Source organism: Paracoccus sp. pheM1, assembly GCF_018499825.1.
GTDB lineage: Bacteria > Pseudomonadota > Alphaproteobacteria > Rhodobacterales > Rhodobacteraceae > Paracoccus > Paracoccus versutus.
Genome location: NZ_JAGXCX010000001.1, coordinates 526,558 through 544,004 on the forward strand (window position 1 = coordinate 526,558; position 17,447 = coordinate 544,004).

Consider the following 17,447-nt stretch of genomic DNA (forward strand, 5'->3'; position numbering starts at 1 on the left):
GCGGGATGACGCGGATGCGATCCGGCGCGACGAAACCCTTTCCCGCTTGCCGGGGTTTAGACCCGATGAGCATGAAGGAGGTAAGAGTCATGCTGAAACGCAGTTTGACGACCGCCCTGGTCGGCGGCAAGGCATTGGCGCTTGGCGCCATCATGGGCTCCACCGCGCTTGCGCAAAGCGGCGAGGTGATCGAAGGCGATACCACCGTCATCGAGACGCCCTCGGGCAACACCGCCATCGCGCCGGGCGCTGCGGTCGAGCCGAGCGCCCCGGTGGGCGCGGTTCTCGAGCCGGATTACCCGTTGCTGGAGCAGCTCGACAATGACCAGGAGATTGCGCGGACGCTGATCGCGCAGGGCTTCAGCGATGTGCATATCCTGCGCGAGGGCCCGATCCTGACGATCAATGCGCAGCGCAACGGCCAGCCCACCGAACTGGTCTACAGCATCGCCAATGGCAGCCTGATCTCTGTGGACGGCGTGGAACTTCGCGCCGAACCGGACGAAAGCGGCAAGGGCGGGCCGACCGCCTCGGAAACCCAGGATGGGCCCGGCGCCGGTGATGAACCCGGCGAGGATGCCGGGGGTGATACGGGCGGCGATACGGGTGACGGGACCGGCGACGGGACTGGCGACGGAACCGGAGAGAATGGCGATGGTTCGGACGGCTCCGACAGCGGCTCCGACAGCGGCTCCGACGGGGCGGATGGCGGCGGCTCTGACGGGGGCTCTGACGGGGGCGCAGATGGCGGCGCGGACGGCGGCTCCGACGGCGGTTCGGATGGCGGCTCCGATGGCGGTGATTCCGGCGGCGATGGTGGCGAAGGCAACGGCTGATCCCTGCCGCTAAGCCTACGCCAGCCCCTGGGCGGGCGCGTGCCCTCATTATGGCCGCACCGCCCGGCGAAGGCCGGGCCAAGATCGACGATACCCGCCGGAGCCTGCCATGGCCCAATAGAGGAAGGCCCCGGCGGCGCGGTCGCGCTCCGGGGCCTTCTGGTTGGTCAGGACGCGGAACTATTCGTCGTCGCTGTCCGGCACGTCGGCGATGTCGTCCAGCGACATGTCGCCATCGTCGTCGTCATCGTCCAGCAGATCGTCGTCCAGATCCCCGGTGTCGGCGTCGTCGTCCAGATCCTCGTCCTCGGCCAGGTCGGCCTGGTCCGCGTCGCGCGCAGCGGTCTTTTCCGAGATCAGCGAGCGCGAGCGACCGTTGGTCAGGCTTTCCACGGTAAATTCCGCGCCGCAGGCCGGGCAGGTCATCGGGTCGTTCATCAGGTCGTAAAAGCGCGTCGCGCAATGGGGGCAAAGGCGTTTCGTGCCCCATTCCTCTTTGGGCATGGTTGTTCTCTTTCTGCCGCGTTCAGCTAAATCCGCTGTCCCCTGCCACAGCCGGGGCAGGGTGTCAAAGCCTTTTCCCCCTTGCGGCCGGCCGGCGGTGCGGGGGAAAGATGGGCAGAGGCGCGGCCCTTCGCAAGATGGGGGAACGGATGGACAGGATTCTGGTCGGAGGCGACATTCCGGTGACGCTGCGGCGCTCGTCCAGGGCGCGGCGCATGACCCTGCGCGTAGCGCGCGCGGGGGGCGAGGTGGTGCTGACCCTGCCCAGCCGCACCAGCCTGTCGGACGGCCGCGCCTTTGCCGAATCGCGGGCCGAATGGCTGCGGCAGACCCGCGCCGGGATGCCGCCGCTCTGCGTGGTCGAACCGGGTGCCCTGCTGCCCGTCGAGGGGCGCCCGCGCCGGATCGTGCCCCATGACGGGCGGCGGGTGGAACTGACCGAGGCGCTGCTGCTGGTCCCGCAGGGCCGTCCCGCCGGCCTGCTGGTCGAGGCCTGGCTGAAGCACCTGGCGCAGGCGCGGCTAAGCCGGGCCTGCGACCGCCATGCCGCGGCGCTGGGGCGCGGGTTTCGCGCGCTGGCGCTGCGCGACACGCGCTCGCGCTGGGGCAGTTGCACCCATGACGGGCGGCTGATGTTTTCCTGGCGGCTGGCCATGGCGCCGCCCGAGGTGCTGGACTATGTCGCCGCGCATGAGGTGGCGCATCTGTTGCACATGGACCATTCGGCCGCCTTCTGGACCGCAACCGGCCGGCTGATGCCCGATTACGCCCGCCATCGCGACTGGCTGCGCCGGCACGGGCATGAACTGCTGGCCTGGCGCTTTCGTTCCTGATCGAGGCGGCTTGACGACGACGGCATTTGTGATCACAGATGGCGCATGACAGCTTCGCGTTCCTCGGAAAGTTCGGCCCATGAGCGGCTTTATCGCAACCTGCGCCAGCGCATCATGCTGGGCGAGCTGCCGCCGGGCCTGCCCCTGACCCTGCGCGGCATCGCGGCCGAGCATCGCGTCTCGATGACGCCCGCGCGCGAGGCGGTGCGGCGGCTGGGGGCCGAGGGGGCGCTGTCGCTGTCCTCTTCGGGGCGTATCGCCACGCCGGAACTGTCGGTCGAGCGGATCGAGGAGCTTGCCGCCCTGCGCGGGCTGATCGAGCCGGAACTGGCCGCCCGCGCCCTGCCGCGCGCCCACCAGGCCCTTATCGAGCGCATGGCCGTCATCAACGCCGCCATCGGCGAGGCGGCCGAACGGCACGACGCCGTGGGCTATATCCGCACCAACCTGGAGTTTCATCGCCTGCTTTACCTGCGCGCCCAAGCCCCGGCGATGCTGGCCATCGTCGAGACGGTCTGGCTGCAGCTGGGCCCGACCATGCGGGCGCTTTACGGGCGGATGAAGCGCAACGAGCCGCCGCGCCATCACCGCATGATCCTGGCCTCGCTGCGGGCGGGGGACGAGCCGGGGCTGCGGCTTGCCGTGCGCGCCGACGTGACCCACGGGCTGCGCCACCTGGGATCGAACTAGGCGGGGGCTGCCGGGGCGCGACAAGTCATCGCTGCCCGAAATGATTCACCTTAACACTCAGGTATTCTAGGCATGGCGGATCAGGAGGTATCCCGCGACCATGCCAGGCTTTGCCCAGGACCGGACGACCGCTTTTGCCGGCCCCGAACTCGGGCGCCTGCGCCAGATCGACAGCTGGAGCGCGCCGCTGCTGCTGCGCATCACCCGCCTGCGCGAGGGCCAGGCCTGCAAGCCCCATGCCCATGCCCGCGGCCAGTTCCTGTTCCCGCGCAGCGGCCGCTGCCGGATCTGGACCGAGGGCGAGATCTGGACCGCCTCGCCCCGACAGGCGATCTGGATCCCCTCCGGCGTGCTGCATTATGTCGAGGGGATTGCCGCGACCGAGGTGCATAACGCCTATGTCGATGCCGGGATCTGCCGCGACATGCCGGGCCGGGCCAAGGTGATGACCGTCTCGCCGCTGCTGGCCGAGCTGATCGCCTATGCGCTTGGCCGCGGGGCGGAGGCCTTGCCGGTCGGGGCGGATGCGCGGGTGCATCAGGTGATCGCCGACCAGATCCGCAGCGCCCGCGACGTGGCGGCGATGCACCTGCCGCTAAGCGGAGACGACCGGCTGGGGCCGCTGCTCGACCGGATGGTGCGTCACCCCGAGGACGGCCGGTCGCTGGAGCAATGGGCCGATGCCGCGCATATGAGCGCGCGCACGCTCGCGCGGCTGTTCCTGCGCGAAACCGGGCTGTCCTTTGGGCAATGGCGGCAAAGGCTGCGGATCATGGAGGCGATGGCGCGCCTGGCCGAGGGGCAGTCGGTGCTGGCCGTGTCGCTGGACCTGGGCTATGCCAGCCAGAGCGCCTTTACCGCCATGTTCCGCAAGGTGACGGGCATGACCCCCTCGGACTTCCTGCGCGACAGCGCCGCCCCGACCGGGCGCGGCCGCCGTCCGGGATCCTGATCGCGCCCTGTCCGTTTCTCGACGGCTTTTGGCCGGGGCGAAACAGACCGCCCCCCGCCCGGCTGATACAAGCCTGCATACCCAAGAAAATTTATCGGGTTTGCCGGAGGCGAAGGAACAGATGATTGTGAAAAGGTTGATTTCGGGAAAAGGGTGTCGGGTTGCCCTGGCCGCCGGGCTGGCCACGGCTTCGGCCTTGGCGATGACCTCTGCCGCGGCCCAGGAGGACACGGTGCGGTTGGAAACGATCTATCTCAAGGCCGGAACCGACGCGGACGGCGAGACGGTGACCGATGAAAGGATCGCGCAGCGCCAGCCGCTGACGCTCAACGATCTCTATGCCGCCGAGCCCGAGGTCCATGTCAGCGGCGCCGACCGCAGCACGGCGCAAAGGGTCTATGTCCGCGGGATCGAGGAAACCAGCCTCAACGTCACCGTGGACGGCGCCCGCCAAAGCGGCAACCTGTTTCGCCACAACGGCAACATGGGCATCGACCCCTTCATGCTGAAGCGGGTCGAGGTCGAGGCGGGCACCGGCGGCGCGCTGGCCGGTCCGGGCGCCCTGGGCGGCGCCATCCGCTACGAGACCAAGGATGCCGAGGATCTGCTTCTGCCGGGGCAGCGGCAGGGGGTGATGCTGCGTTTCGCCGGGCAGAGCAATGGCGACCGGCTTTCGCCGTCCCTGGGCTTCTACGGCCGGCCGGACGAGCGCTTTTCCTATCTGGTCTATGGGTCCAAGACCTGGGCCGGCAATTACAAGGACGGCGGCGGCAACGCGGTTCCCTATAGCGACGACGAACCCGCCGAGGGCCTGGTCAAGCTGCGCTTCCGTCCCGCCCCGGACCACGAGATCGCCCTGACCCACAACCGGCGCGAGGATAACGGCATGCGCGCCACGCAGGCCAATTTCGGCCTGCCGGATGCCGAGCCGCAGGACCAGGAGTTCACCCGCGAAACCACCAGCCTGCGCTATTCCTATGCTCCGGCGGGCAACCCGCTGATCGACCTGGAATTGCGCGCCTATGACAACCGCAGCGCGCTGAAGCGGGTGACCGCCTCGCCGTCCGAGGGCGAGTGGCTGACCAGCGGCCTGGATATCCGCAACCGTTCGGAACTGGGGGCGCTGGTGCTGACCTATGGCTATGACTACACGAGGGAACAGTCGCGCGGCCGCGCCGGCTCGGGCCCGCGCGTCTCGGAGACGGGCGAGACGCATGGCCTGTATCTGCAGGCCGAATACGGCTTTGCCGGGCATTGGCTGGCCTCGGGCGGGCTGCGCTATGACAGCACCTCGCTGGCCGATCTGGCGGGGAACGTCTATGACGGCGACCACCTCAGCCCGAATGTCGGGCTGCGCTTTGAAACGGCGCAGGGGCTGTCGCTTTTCGCCTCGTGGTCCGAGGCGCATCGCGGCGTCCGTCCGGTGCCGGGAACGCAGCTGACAAGCGGGATCAACGCCGCCGCCACCGACCCGACGCTGGAGGGCGAACGCGCCCGCACCACCGAGATCGGCGCCGCCTTCGACGCCAATGGATGGCGCGCGGGGCTGACCCTCTTCGACACCCGCATCGAGGGTTCGATCCTTTACGGCGGGCAGCGCGGCATGCCCTATGCCCGGACGCGCGGCGGCGACATCGACAGCCGGGGCTTTACCGCGCGGCTTGGCCGGGACTGGGGCGACTGGAGCCTGGACCTCAGCTATTCCCGCGCCGATGTCGATTACGCCGGCGTTCCGGTCGGGCCGGGCGACTGGTCGAACGGCGTGGCGCCCCAGGGCGACAAGCTCGTGCTGGACATTGCCCATGCCATGGCCGCGCATGACCTGCAATTCGCCTGGACCAGCATCCTGGTCCTGGCCGAGGACGACCTGCCCGCCACCTTCACCGCGCTCGAGGAACTGCCGGGCTATGCCGTGCATGACCTGTCGGTGGTCTGGCGGCCGGCGGAAGGGCAGGAATACAGCCTGGCGATCCAGAACATCTTCGACAAGCGCTATCTGGATCACTCCACCCCCTACAGCGTGTCGGGCGGCGTGACCAATCTTTACGAGATGGGGCGCAGCATCCGGCTTGCCGGGGGCTGGCGGTTCTGAACCCCGGCGCGGGCTGCCGGCGGGACCGTGACGGATGGCGATCCCGGTCCCCTGGGGCAAGGCGTTCGGGCGATGGCCACCGGCGCCAGCGTCACCGGCCGTTCGTCCGCACGCCGACGGGTGTTCCTGGCGATGGACGCGAAGGTCGCCGGGGCCGTTCACCAATGCGCCGCGCATCCGCCGGGGCCAGGCTATGGCGGCGCGGGGTGCCGATTGCGACGATCGTGGCCCCGCCGGCCCGCGCTGCGACAGGCCGGCGATCAGCCTTCGGCGCGGGTATCGGCGGCCCGGCCGATCCGGTCCACATGGCCTTGCAGCGACAGGCGGTCGAGCGAGGCGATGGGCAGGCTGACGAAGGCCGAGATGCGGTTCTTCAGCGCGCGATAGGTCTGGGCAAAGGCCAAGTGCCGCTCGGCCTCGGTGCCGGTGGCGGCGGCCGGGTCGGGCAGGCCCCAATGCGCGGTCATCGGCTGGCCGGGCCAGACCGGGCAGATCTCTCCGGCCGCATCGTCGCAGACGGTGAAGACGAAATCCATCTGCGGCGCCTCGGGACCGGCAAACTCGTCCCAGCCTTTCGAGCGCAGCCCGGCCGTGTCATGCCCCCGCCGCTCGAGCAGTTGCAGGGCAAGGGGATGGACCGTGCCCTTGGGAAACGAGCCGGCGGAATGGGCGCGGAACCGGCCCTCGCCTTCGGCATTCAGGATGGCCTCGGCCAGGATCGAGCGGGCCGAATTGCCGGTGCAGAGGAAAAGGACGTGATAGGGATGGTCGGTCATGGCGGGCCTCCGGCCGTTGCGGGCGATCTGGTCCAGAACCGGCTGGCACAGCTCGGGCCGGCCGCCGCAGCAATCCTGCATCAGGAAGGCCAGCAGCCCGCGCATCGCCTCGATCCCGGCGAAATAGCGGATCGAGCGGCCCTCGCGCGCCGAATGCACCAGCCCCGCCGCGGCAAGGACGGTCAGGTTGTTCGACAGCGTATTGGCGCGGATGTTCAGCATATCCGCGATCTCGCCTGCCGTCCGACCCTCGGGACCGGCCTGGACCAACAAGCGAAACACATCCAGCCGGATGTCATGGGCCAGGGCGGCGAGCGTGTCGAGAACGCGATTCTTTTCCATTATTCATGTATAATGGAAATAATTTGGCAAGGCAAACGCCGGCCCACGGACGCGGGCATCGCCGTTCGCGACCCGGTTCATTCCAGCTGGCCGGCTTCCCTGTAGAAACGCTCGGCGCCCGGATGGAAGGGGATGCCCGCGCCCTGGGTCGCATTCTCCAGCGTGATCAGCCTGCCCCTGGGATGGCCGGCGGCGAGCAGCCTTTGCGTGGTCTGGTTGTAAAGCGCCTGGGTGATGCCGTGGACCAGCACCTCGGGCTGGTCGGCGCTTGTCACCAGCTGCGCCCCGACCGAAAGCGTGGCGACATCGGCATCCTGCCCCTCATAGGTGCCGGTCTGCGCCCAATAGGCCACGTCGGACTGGCTGAAGCCGGCCTCCAGGCTGCCGCCGTCGATGGCCTTCACATTGCCGACCGAGCCGCTCGTGACCAGCGCCGTCGCCACCAGCCCCGGCACCCCGCAGGAGCCGCCTTCCTCGCAGGCACGCGAGCCGGGCGGGTTCGAGATCGCATTCGCGATCAGCCCGCCGATCGGGTAATAGGTGCCGGCGGTGCCGCCGGTGCCGATGCGGAAGAACGCGATCTCTTGCGCCGTCGCGGCCTGGCCCAGGCCGGCGGCGATGGCGAAGGCCGCGAACATTGTCCCTAGCTTCATGGCATGCCCCTGTTGCCCCGATCGTCCGCGGCGATGCTAGACAGAGCCGCCGCCGTCAACAACCGGCGGGGGCTGCGAAAATGCGCGGCCGTCCTGCTGCCTGGGGGAGGAGGGATCCAGCCGACCTAGGCGCGCTTCGTATGCGCTGGCCTAAGTCGCTGGGAATCATGGTGGGCGATAACGGATTTGAACCGCTGACATCTTCGATGTGAACGAAGCGCTCTACCGCTGAGCTAATCGCCCGATGCGCGCTAGATAGCCGCAGCCGCGGCGGGCTGCAAGAGGCTTTGGACGAAAAATCATGCCTCGCCGGCGGCGCGGCGGCGCAGGCGCAGGGTGATGACCTCGCCGCCCGATCTGTCGTTGCGCCGGCTGATCCGCGCCCGGCCCAAGGGCGGCAGCGCCAGCGTCATGCCCGCCGCAATCGCCTCGTCCAGCTCAGCCAGGGTGGCCTCGACGACGGCCTTGACCTCGCTGTTGCGCAGGCCGGTCCGCCGCGCGACCTGGGCCAGAAGCTGCCGCTTTTGCAGAACCCTTGCCGGCTCAGGCTCGGCGGTGCTTTCCCTTTTCGGTTTTCCCTCCGATCTTGCCATGAGCGAACTCCTTTCTGATGGAGCCTCGGTCAAGAAAAAACCGCGCGGGATGGCCCGCGCGGTTGCTTGTGTCAATGGGCGACCGCCGCGCCGCCGCTGCCCTGGTCACGGGTCGCGGCCAGCCGGCTGGCCTCGGCCGCTTCCTCGGCGGCCTCGTCCCATTCGATGGGCTCGGGCATCCGCACCAGCGCCTGCTGCAACACCTCGCGCACATGGCTGACCGGGATGATCCTGAGCCCTTCCTTGACGTTGGCCGGGATCTCGGCCAGATCCTTTTCGTTATCGGCCGGGATCAGCACGGTCTTGATGCCGCCGCGCAGCGCCGCCAGCAGCTTTTCCTTGAGCCCGCCGATGGCCAGCACGTTGCCGCGCAGCGTGACCTCGCCGGTCATGGCCACGTCCTTGCGGACCGGGATCTGCGTCAGCACCGACACGATCGAGGTCACCATGGCGATGCCCGCGGACGGCCCGTCCTTGGGCGTCGCGCCTTCGGGGACGTGGACGTGGATGTCCACCTTCTCGAACTTCGGCGGCTTCACCCCCAGCTCGGGGCTGATCGAGCGGACGAAGGAGGATGCGGCGTCGATCGATTCCTTCATCACCTCGCCCAGCTTTCCGGTCGTCTTCATCCGGCCCTTGCCGGGCAGCTTCAGCGCCTCGATCTGCAGCAGGTCGCCGCCGACCTGGGTCCAGGCCAGGCCCGTCACCACGCCGACCTGGTCGTCCCTTTCGGCCAGGCCATAGCGATAGCGGCGCACGCCCAGGTATTCCTCGGCCTTTTCGGGCGTCACCTCGACCGACTTGACCTTGCCCTTGAGGATCTCGGTCACCGCCTTGCGGGCCAGCTTGGCGATTTCGCGCTCCAGCGACCGCACGCCCGCCTCGCGGGTGTAGTAGCGGATCACATGGGTCAGCGCCTCGTCGCTGACCGAGAACTCGCCCTTGCGCAGCCCGTTCGCCTTGATCTGCTTGGGCAGCAGGTGCTGGCGCGCGATCTCGCGCTTCTCGTCCTCGGTATAGCCGGCCAGGGGGATGATCTCCATCCGGTCGAGCAGGGGCCCCGGCATGTTGTAGCTGTTGGCCGTGGTCACGAACATCACGTTCGACAGGTCGTATTCCACCTCGAGATAGTGGTCCACGAAAGTCGCGTTCTGTTCGGGGTCCAGCACCTCCAGCATCGCGCTGGCCGGATCGCCGCGGAAATCCTGGCCCATCTTGTCGATCTCGTCGAGCAGGATCAGCGGGTTCGTGGTCTTGGCCTTCTTCAGCGCCTGGATGATCTTGCCGGGCATCGAGCCGATATAGGTCCGGCGGTGGCCGCGGATCTCGGATTCGTCGCGCACCCCGCCAAGGCTGATGCGGATGAACTCGCGCCCCGTGGCGCGGGCCACCGAACGGCCCAGCGAGGTCTTGCCGACGCCCGGAGGCCCGACGAGGCACAGGATCGGCCCCTTGAGCTTGGCCGAGCGGTTCTGCACCGCCAGGTATTCGACGATCCGCTCCTTGACCTTTTCCAGGCCGTAGTGATCGGCGTCCAGCACCTCCTCGGCCTTGCCGAGATCCTTGCGGATGCGCGATTTCACGCCCCAGGGCAGCGCCAGCAGCCAGTCGAGATAGTTGCGGCTGACCGTGGCCTCGGCCGACATCGGCGACATCGACTTCAGCTTCTTCAGCTCGGCCTCGGCCTTTTCGCGGGCCTCCTTGCTGAACTTGGTCGCCGCGATCTTTTCTTCCAGCTCGGTGATCTCGTTCGAGCCGTCCTCGCCGTCGCCCAGCTCCTTCTGAATGGCCTTCATCTGCTCATTCAGGTAGTATTCGCGCTGGGTCTTCTCCATCTGTGTCTTGACGCGGGACTTGATCTTCTTCTCGACCTGCAGGACCGACATCTCGCCCTGCATCAGGCCATAGACCTTTTCCAGCCGCTCGGCAGTCACCAGCGTTTCCAGCAGTTCCTGCTTCTTGTCCAGCGCGATGCCCAGATGGCCGCTGACCAGGTCGGCCAGGCGCGCCGCATCGCGGGCCTCGGCTACGGCCGAGACGACCTCTTCGGGGATGTTCTTGCGCACTTTCACGTAGCGCTCGAACTCCTCGGCGACGGCGCGGGTCAGGGCGGCCAGCGTCTCTTCGTCGCCCGGCTCTTCGGGCAGCATCTCGCAGCGGGCCTCGAAATAGGCGTCGTTCGGCACGAAATCGGTGATGGTGACGCGTTCGCGCCCTTCGACCAGGACCTTGACGGTCCCGTCGGGAAGTTTCAGCAATTGCAGCACATTGGCCAGAACGCCGGTGCGGAAGATCCCCTCGGCGGCGGGCTCGTCGACCGCGGCATCCTTCTGGGCTGCGAGAAGGATCGGGCGGTCCTGCTCCATCACGGCCTCGAGCGCCCGCACCGATTTCTCGCGCCCGACGAACAGCGGCACGATCATGTGCGGAAACACCACGATGTCCCGCAAGGGCAGGACCGGATGGGTGGTTTGGGCGAATTCGTTCATGGAATCAGTCCTTTCTCGCCAAGAGGCGCAACCCCTAAAGACAGGCAGTCTGCGCCCCCTGCTGGCAGACAAGATAGGAAGCCCGCGCAAGAGGTTCAATGGGGGATTTGTTCGCATTTTGTTCTTGATCCCGCCGGGCCGTGGCAAGAAAAGGGCCCCCGGCGCGAACCGGAGGCCCCGAGGGTCGTCGGACCTGGGTGAAAGCGGGGTCAGACCTTGTCGCGGAAGAAGTGGTCGATCTGCTCTTCCGCCTTTTCCTTGGTCCAGCCGTATTTTTCCTGCAGCTTGCCGGCAAGCTTGTCCTTCCTGCCCGCCATCTCGGTCAGTTCGTCATCGGTCAGGTCGCCCCATTTTTCCCTGACGCTGCCCTTGAGCTGGTTCCATTTGCCTTCGATGATATCCCAGTTCATCGGCACTCCTTTCGAGCGGATTAGGTTTGCATGTGGGAATTGAACGACCGTTCCGTGCAGGAGGTTCCCGCATGCGGCCGGAAATCTGCCGCAGGATTCGCCGCCTCTCTGCTGTGCCTCCGCCGGATTCCGGGAAAACGGGCTGATCTGGAAAGGGAAAATGCCCGGCCGGGAAATGGCGGAAACCGGCCTTGGGCAACGGGCAGGGACTGCCGGCCGACGATAGGCGAGCCGAATGCCGTCATTTCAACTGCAAGGCGGTGCCGGGCCCCGGCCGATGCGCGCGACACATCCTTGGCCGGTGCGGTTGCAGGGCGCGCGATTCAATAAACCTGCACAAGAGCATCGGCGGAAAAGCGCCATGGTTTTATCGAAATGATCGACAAGTCTCGGGTAGAATGTCAAATTCGAATAAAGAGCGACCGGATGAGCACGGTGCCCACGTCTCACCCGGTCTTGCCGTACCTGTAAAAGTGGAAATCGTTCAACGGCTGAAGTCACCCTGCAATGAAAGCCGTTGAGCGGGAACCTGCCTTTTTGGTGAGGTTTCTGCCGAGTTTCTGCATTTCGTGCAATTCAAGGGTGTTTCCGTTCCCTATTCTTTCCCCGCCATATCGCATGGTGGTTGAATAGGGAAAACCGAATTCACCTCTGGAACGAAACCCCGTCCTGTTGCTAAACCCGTCGCGGTAAAGATTCGCAAGATGGGTATGTGTGACGTGGTCAAGGACAAGGGAAAAGACAAGGACCGGGAGGACCCGCCCCCGACGAGCAGGCGGGCCGCACAGCAGGCCGCCAACCGCGCCCAGCGCGAAGCCCAGCGCCAGTTGCGCCAGGCCGAACGCGCCGCGAAGCGCAAAAAGCCGGCAGTCAAGACCAAGGCCGAGACCAGGGCCCCCGCGCCGGTGCCGGCCGGCCCCTTCAATATCCTGCTGATCGGCCAGGACATCCGCCTGGGCATGGAGGCGGCGCTGTTCGCCGCCAGCCTGCGCCACCACGCTCCCGACTGGCGCGGCCGGCTGATCGTCGCGGAACCTAGTGCCGAGGGTGCCTGGACCGGGGCGCGGACCAAGATACCGGCCCCGATCCGCCTGGCGCTGCTGGATTTCGGAGCCGAGATCCTGCCCTTCACCGCCCGGCATTTCGGCGCCAGCTATCCCTTCGGCAACAAGATCGAGGCGCTGTCGGTGCTGCCGCCCGGCGAGCCCTTCGTCTTCTTCGACAGCGATACGCTGGTGACCGGGCCGCTGGACCGGCTGCCCTTCGACTTCTCGCGCCCTTCGGCCTCGATGCGCCGCAGCGCGACATGGCCCGAGCCGCCGCTTTACGGTCCGGGCTATGGCGCGATCTGGAAGTCGCTCTATGACCGTTTCGGGCTGGATTACGAAAGCTCGCTGGACACCAGCCAGCCCGACGAGCATTGGGAGCGTTACCTGTATTTCAACGCCGGCTGGTTCTTCGGCGCCGACCCGCAGGAATTCGGCCGCCGCTTCCTGGACTGGGCGCTGGCGATCCGCGAGGATCCCGGCGAGGCGCTGGCCAGCCAGAAGCTGGACGTGCTGCTGGACCAGGTGGCGCTTCCGCTGGTGATCCACGCACTCGGTGGCGGGCGGCCGGGCCCCGGCCTCGCCGGGCTCGACGGCGACGTGACCTGTCACTATCGCGACCTGCCGCTGCTTTATGCCAGGGAAAGCGACCTGGTCGTCGAGACGGTCGAGACGCTGCTGCGCGATCCGCGGCTGGCCCCGCTGGCCGAGGCATGGGCGCCCTCGCGGCAGATCGTGCTGGAGGGAACCGGCCGGGACCGCATCCGCCCCATGTTTGACCGCCGCATGCCGCTGAACGAAGGCCGCACGCGGCAAATCCTGAAGAAGGCCGGCCTCTGGCTGCGCTAGCCGCGAGCGACGGTTCCCGGCCGGCAGGGCGCTGCCGGGAACCATCGGCGGGACCGTCACCCCTTGGCCAGCACCGCATCGCAGCGGGCGCAGGTGCCCGGATGGCGGTGGCTGCCGACATCGGGCAGGATCTTCCAGCAGCGCTGGCATTTCTCGCCCTCCGCGGCCTCGAAGACCACGCCGATGCCGGGCACGTCCGACAGCCGGAACGCCTCGCCCGGCGCCGGATCGGCGGTCAGGCTCAGGTCCGAGGTGATGCAGATATCGGCGAAATCCACCGATTTCAGCGCCTTCAGATCCTCGGGCTCCTCGACATGCACCACCGGCGCGGCTTCCAGGCTGGCGCCGATCACCTTGTCCGTGCGCTTGATCTCCAGCGCGGCGGTCACGGTGCGGCGGATGCGGCGGATGGTGTCCCATTTCGCCGCCAGGGATTCGTTCAGCCACTCCGCCGGGGTGACGGGGAAGTCCCGCAGATGCACGCTGTCATCCTCGGAGGGGAAACGGCTCAGCCAGACATCCTCCATGGTGAAGGGCAGGATCGGCGCCAGCCAGGTGACGAGCCGGTGAAACAGCAGGTCCAGCACCGTGCGCGCCGCCCGCCGGCGCAGCGCATCGGGCGCGTCGCAATAAAGCGCGTCCTTGCGGATGTCGAAATAGAAGGCCGAAAGGTCCACGGTGGCGAACTGGAACACGGTCTGGAACACGCCCTGGAAATCGAAGCCGTCATAGCCCTTGCGCAGCTGCTGGTCGATCTGCGCCAGCCGGTGCAGCACCCATTGCTCCAGTTCCGGCATCTCGGCCGCCTCGACCCGCTCGGCCTCGTCGAATCCGGCCAGGTTGCCCAGGATGAAGCGCAGCGTGTTGCGCAGCCGGCGATAGCTGTCGGCGGTGCCCTTGAGGATCTCGGGGCCGATGCGCTGGTCGGCGGTATAGTCGGTCTGCGCCACCCAGAGCCGCAGGATGTCGGCGCCGTATTGCTTGATGACCTCGGCCGGCACGATGGTATTGCCGAGCGACTTGGACATCTTCATGCCCTTCTCGTCCAGCGTGAAGCCGTGCGTGACCACGTTGCGATAGGGCGCCCGGCCCCTGGTCGCGCAGGCCTGCAAGAGCGAGGACTGGAACCAGCCGCGATGCTGGTCGGTGCCTTCCAGGTAGACGTCGGCGATGCCGTCCGGCGCCCCGTCGGCGCGGTCGCGCAGCACGAAGGCATGGGTCGAGCCGCTGTCGAACCAGACGTCCAGCACGTCCACGACCTGATCGTAATCCGCCGGATCGGCCACGCCCTCCAGCACCTCGGCGGCAAAGCCGGGGCGATACCAGGCATCGGCGCCGTCCCGTTCGAAGGCTTCGATGATGCGGTCGTTCACCCGCTGGTCGCGCAGCAGGAACTCCGGGTCGCCGGGCTTCGCGCCCTTCTTCACGAAACAGGTCAGCGGCACGCCCCAGGCGCGCTGGCGCGACAGCACCCAGTCGGGCCGGTTCTCGACCATGGCGTGGATGCGGTTGCGGCCCGATTGCGGCCACCATTTCACCAGCCTGTCGATGCTGGTCAGCGCCCGCGTGCGGATGGTGTCGCCATATTCGCCCATGCCGTCGGCCAGCGCATGGTCGATGGCCGCGAACCATTGCGGCGTGTTGCGATAGATCAGCGGCGCCTTGGACCGCCAGCTGTGCGGATAGGAATGCTTGATCTTGCCCTTGGCCAGCAGCGCGCCGGCCCAGGCCAGCTGCTTGATGACGCTGACATTGGCCGGGCCTTCCTTGCCGTCCGCACCGATGATCGCCTGGCCGCCGAACAGCGGCAGGTCGGCGCGATAGGAGCCGTCCGGCTCGACGTTATAGGTCATCGGCAGCTTGAAGCGCAGCCCAAGCTGATAGTCGTCGTCGCCATGGCTGGGGGCGGTATGGACGAAGCCGGTGCCGGCATCCTCGGTCACATGCTCGCCCGGCAGCATGGGCACGTCATAGTCCCATTCGCCCGCACCGCCCTCGACGCCGCGCAGGGGATGGGCCAGCACCAGCCCCTCCAGGTCGGCCGCGGTCACGTCGCGGACCCGCTCCCATTCCTCGACCTTGGCCGCAGCGCGCACGCTTTCGGCCAGCGCATCGGCCAGCACCAGCAACTCGCCGCTTTTCGCCGTCGCATTCTCGGCCACCGCGCCCACGCGATAAAGCCCGTAGGCGACGCCCGGATTATAGGCCACGGCCCGGTTCTGCGGAATGGTCCAGGGCGTGGTGGTCCAGATCACCACGCTGGCGGGTTTCTCCGTTGCCCAAATACCCTGCGACGATTCCACCCGGAACCGCACCCAGATGGTGTGGCTGGTATGGTCGTGATACTCGACCTCGGCCTCGGCCAGCGCGGTCTTTTCGACCGGCGACCACATCACCGGCTTCGAGCCCTGGTAGAGCGAGCCGTTCATCAGCAGCTTCATGAACTCGGCCGCGATCACCGCCTCGGCGTGATGGTCCATGGTCAGGTAGGGATCGTCCCATTTGCCGGTGATGCCCAGCCGCTTGAACTCCTCGCGCTGGACATCGACCCAATGCTCGGCAAAGCGGCGGCATTCCTGGCGGAACTCGACCACGTCGACCGCGTCCTTGTCGCGGCCTTCCTTGCGGTATTTCTCCTCGATCTTCCATTCGATCGGCAGGCCGTGGCAGTCCCAGCCGGGCACGTAGCGCGCATCGCGGCCCATCATCTGGTGGCTGCGCACGATGATGTCCTTGATGGTCTTGTTCAGCGCGTGGCCGATATGCAGGTTGCCGTTCGCATAGGGCGGGCCGTCGTGCAGGATGAAGGGCGCGCGCCCCGCCGCCCTCTCGCGCAGCCGGTCGTAGATGCCGATGCGCTCCCAGCGGGCCAGCCATTCGGGCTCGCGCTGCGGCAGGCCGGCGCGCATCGGGAAATCGGTCTGGGGCAGGAAGACGGTGTCGCGGTAATCGGTCGCGGCCTGGGTCTCGGTCGTGGTGTCGCTCATCTGGCGGGAATCCTTCGGTGGCAGGGCAGGCATGCATGACCCGGCGGCGAGGGCTCCCTACGCCGCCGGGCGAATAATTCGGAAGATCCGCGCCCTGCTGAACATGCGCGGGTTATAGGAAACCGCCCCGAACCCTGCAAGCGCGGCTTGCACCCGCGGCCCGGCTCGGGCAGCAAGCGGCCATGAGCTACAGGATCGCCATCGCCGGCGCCGGGATCGGCGGCCTGGCCTCTGCCGCCCTTCTGGCCCGCGAGGGCCATGCCGTCACCCTGTTCGAGCGCTTTGCCGCGCCGCGCCCGCTGGGCTCGGGCCTGGTGGTCCAGCCGGTCGGGCTGGCCGTGCTGGACCGGATCGGCGCGGGCGAGGAAACCCGCCGCCTCTCCAGCCCCATCGCCCGGATGCTCGGGCACGAGGCGCGGGGCCGCAAGGTGCTGGACGTCTCCTATCCCGCCGCGGCGCCGGGCCGCGGCATCCATCGCGCCACGCTGTTCGGGCTGCTCTGGGACCGGGTCGCCGCGCTCGGCCTGCCGGTGGTGACCGGGGCCGAGATCGCCGCGGCGCCGCCGGACGGGGCGGGACGGCGCCTTGCGCTGGCGGATGGGCGCGATTTCGGCCCCTTCGACCTTGTCGTCGATGCCAGCGGCGCCGGCTCGCGCCTGTCGCCGCTACGGGCGCGGCCGCTGGGCTATGGCGCGATCTGGGGCACGGTGCCCTGGCCCGAGACGGATTTCCCCCGCGACCAGCTGCGCCAGCGCTACCGCGCCGCCAGCCGCATGGCTGGCGTGCTGCCCATCGGCTGCCTGCCCGGCGACCCGACGCTGCGCGCGGCCGTCTTCTGGTCCATGCCGCTGGCCGAGCTGGACCGCTGGCCGCAAACCCCGGTCGCGGATTGGCGCGCCCAGGTCGCCGCGCTCTGGCCGCAGATGGCGCCCTTCCTGGAAACCATCCGCGACCATGCGCAGATGACGCCGGCGCGCTACAGCCACGGCACCCTGCGCCGGCCCTTTGCGCCGGGCCTGGTCCATATCGGCGATGCCGCCCATCGCGCCAGCCCGCAGCTGGGGCAGGGGGCGAACATGGCGCTGCTCGACGCCTTTGCGCTGGCCCATGCGCTGCGCCGCCCGCTGGCGGAAGCCCTGCCGGATTACGCCGCCATGCGCCGCTGGCATGTGCGTATCTACCAGGCGATGAGCGCGGCCTTCACGCCGATGTATCAGTCGGGCAGCCGCGGCCTGCCCTGGCTGCGCGACCTGGTCCTGGCGCCGCTTTCGACCCTGCCGCTGCTGCGGCGCGGGCTGACGCATCTGGTCGCCGGCACCATGATCCCGCCGCTTTCGGGCACGCGCGATCCGTGACAGGCTTGCAGCGCGGGCCGCAGGGGTCCATATCCGGCGC

General features: G+C 68.0%; 14 protein-coding genes and 1 tRNA gene. 7 read left to right on the forward strand and 8 right to left on the reverse strand.

Annotated features, from left to right (window positions below; genetic code table 11):
- Window positions 1-65: 65 nt before the first annotated feature.
- On the forward strand, window positions 66-836 hold the full coding sequence (locus KF941_RS02675) for a hypothetical protein (protein ID WP_214272476.1): 771 nt from the start codon (window positions 66-68) through the stop codon (window positions 834-836).
- A 180-nt stretch (window positions 837-1,016) separates the two neighbouring features.
- On the opposite strand, the gene KF941_RS02680 is transcribed toward KF941_RS02675, so the two are convergent.
- Complete coding sequence (locus KF941_RS02680) at window positions 1,017-1,340, reverse strand: FYDLN acid domain-containing protein (protein WP_036758107.1); 324 nt, start codon at window positions 1,338-1,340, stop codon at window positions 1,017-1,019.
- A gap of 149 nt (window positions 1,341-1,489) precedes the next feature.
- On the opposite strand from KF941_RS02680, the gene KF941_RS02685 reads away from it, so the two are divergent.
- From KF941_RS02685 to KF941_RS02700, 4 genes are all read left to right on the forward strand, one after another.
- Window positions 1,490-2,173, forward strand: coding sequence for a SprT family zinc-dependent metalloprotease (locus KF941_RS02685; protein WP_072462056.1), 684 nt, complete (start codon window positions 1,490-1,492; stop codon window positions 2,171-2,173).
- 45 nt (window positions 2,174-2,218) lie between these two features.
- A complete protein-coding gene (locus tag KF941_RS02690; RefSeq protein WP_036758106.1) occupies window positions 2,219-2,863 on the forward strand; it encodes a GntR family transcriptional regulator in 645 nt (214 codons plus the stop codon).
- Window positions 2,864-2,963: 100 nt separating this feature from the next.
- Entirely contained in the window at window positions 2,964-3,815 is an 852-nt protein-coding gene (locus KF941_RS02695) for a helix-turn-helix transcriptional regulator (RefSeq protein WP_214272477.1), read from the forward strand.
- A gap of 127 nt (window positions 3,816-3,942) precedes the next feature.
- Window positions 3,943-5,907, forward strand: coding sequence for a TonB-dependent receptor (locus KF941_RS02700; RefSeq protein WP_214272478.1), 1,965 nt, complete (start codon window positions 3,943-3,945; stop codon window positions 5,905-5,907).
- A 260-nt stretch (window positions 5,908-6,167) separates the two neighbouring features.
- Here the strand turns inward: KF941_RS02700 and KF941_RS02705 are convergent, their stop codons facing one another.
- The 6 genes from KF941_RS02705 to KF941_RS02730 all read right to left on the reverse strand — a co-directional run bounded on the left by KF941_RS02705 (window position 6,168) and on the right by KF941_RS02730 (window position 11,170).
- Window positions 6,168-7,025, reverse strand: coding sequence for a helix-turn-helix domain-containing protein (locus tag KF941_RS02705; protein ID WP_214272479.1), 858 nt, complete (start codon window positions 7,023-7,025; stop codon window positions 6,168-6,170).
- Between the two features lie 77 nt (window positions 7,026-7,102).
- Window positions 7,103-7,678: a TAXI family TRAP transporter solute-binding subunit gene (locus tag KF941_RS02710; protein ID WP_214272480.1), complete on the reverse strand. Its 576-nt coding sequence runs from the start codon at window positions 7,676-7,678 to the stop codon at window positions 7,103-7,105.
- A 168-nt stretch (window positions 7,679-7,846) separates the two neighbouring features.
- Window positions 7,847-7,921 (reverse strand) — tRNA-Val (locus KF941_RS02715).
- A 56-nt stretch (window positions 7,922-7,977) separates the two neighbouring features.
- Window positions 7,978-8,271, reverse strand: a complete 294-nt coding sequence (locus KF941_RS02720) for an HU family DNA-binding protein (RefSeq protein ID WP_072462018.1) — start codon at window positions 8,269-8,271, stop codon at window positions 7,978-7,980.
- Between the two features lie 71 nt (window positions 8,272-8,342).
- The gene (gene lon, locus KF941_RS02725) at window positions 8,343-10,760 is read right to left on the reverse strand and encodes an endopeptidase La (protein ID WP_036758095.1); all 2,418 of its coding nucleotides are present in this window, start codon (window positions 10,758-10,760) and stop codon (window positions 8,343-8,345) included.
- Window positions 10,761-10,969: 209 nt separating this feature from the next.
- Window positions 10,970-11,170: a CsbD family protein gene (locus KF941_RS02730; RefSeq protein ID WP_116222244.1), complete on the reverse strand. Its 201-nt coding sequence runs from the start codon at window positions 11,168-11,170 to the stop codon at window positions 10,970-10,972.
- 710 nt (window positions 11,171-11,880) lie between these two features.
- Between KF941_RS02730 and KF941_RS02735 the strand changes: the two genes are divergently transcribed.
- The gene (locus KF941_RS02735; RefSeq protein WP_240540331.1) at window positions 11,881-13,065 is read left to right on the forward strand and encodes a hypothetical protein; all 1,185 of its coding nucleotides are present in this window, start codon (window positions 11,881-11,883) and stop codon (window positions 13,063-13,065) included.
- 56 nt (window positions 13,066-13,121) lie between these two features.
- Here KF941_RS02735 and ileS read toward each other — a convergent pair whose 3' ends face one another.
- Complete coding sequence (ileS, locus tag KF941_RS02740; protein WP_214272481.1) at window positions 13,122-16,052, reverse strand: isoleucine--tRNA ligase; 2,931 nt, start codon at window positions 16,050-16,052, stop codon at window positions 13,122-13,124.
- A gap of 182 nt (window positions 16,053-16,234) precedes the next feature.
- Between ileS and KF941_RS02745 the strand changes: the two genes are divergently transcribed.
- Complete coding sequence (locus KF941_RS02745) at window positions 16,235-17,407, forward strand: NAD(P)/FAD-dependent oxidoreductase (RefSeq protein WP_214272482.1); 1,173 nt, start codon at window positions 16,235-16,237, stop codon at window positions 17,405-17,407.
- Window positions 17,408-17,447: the final 40 nt, after the last annotated feature.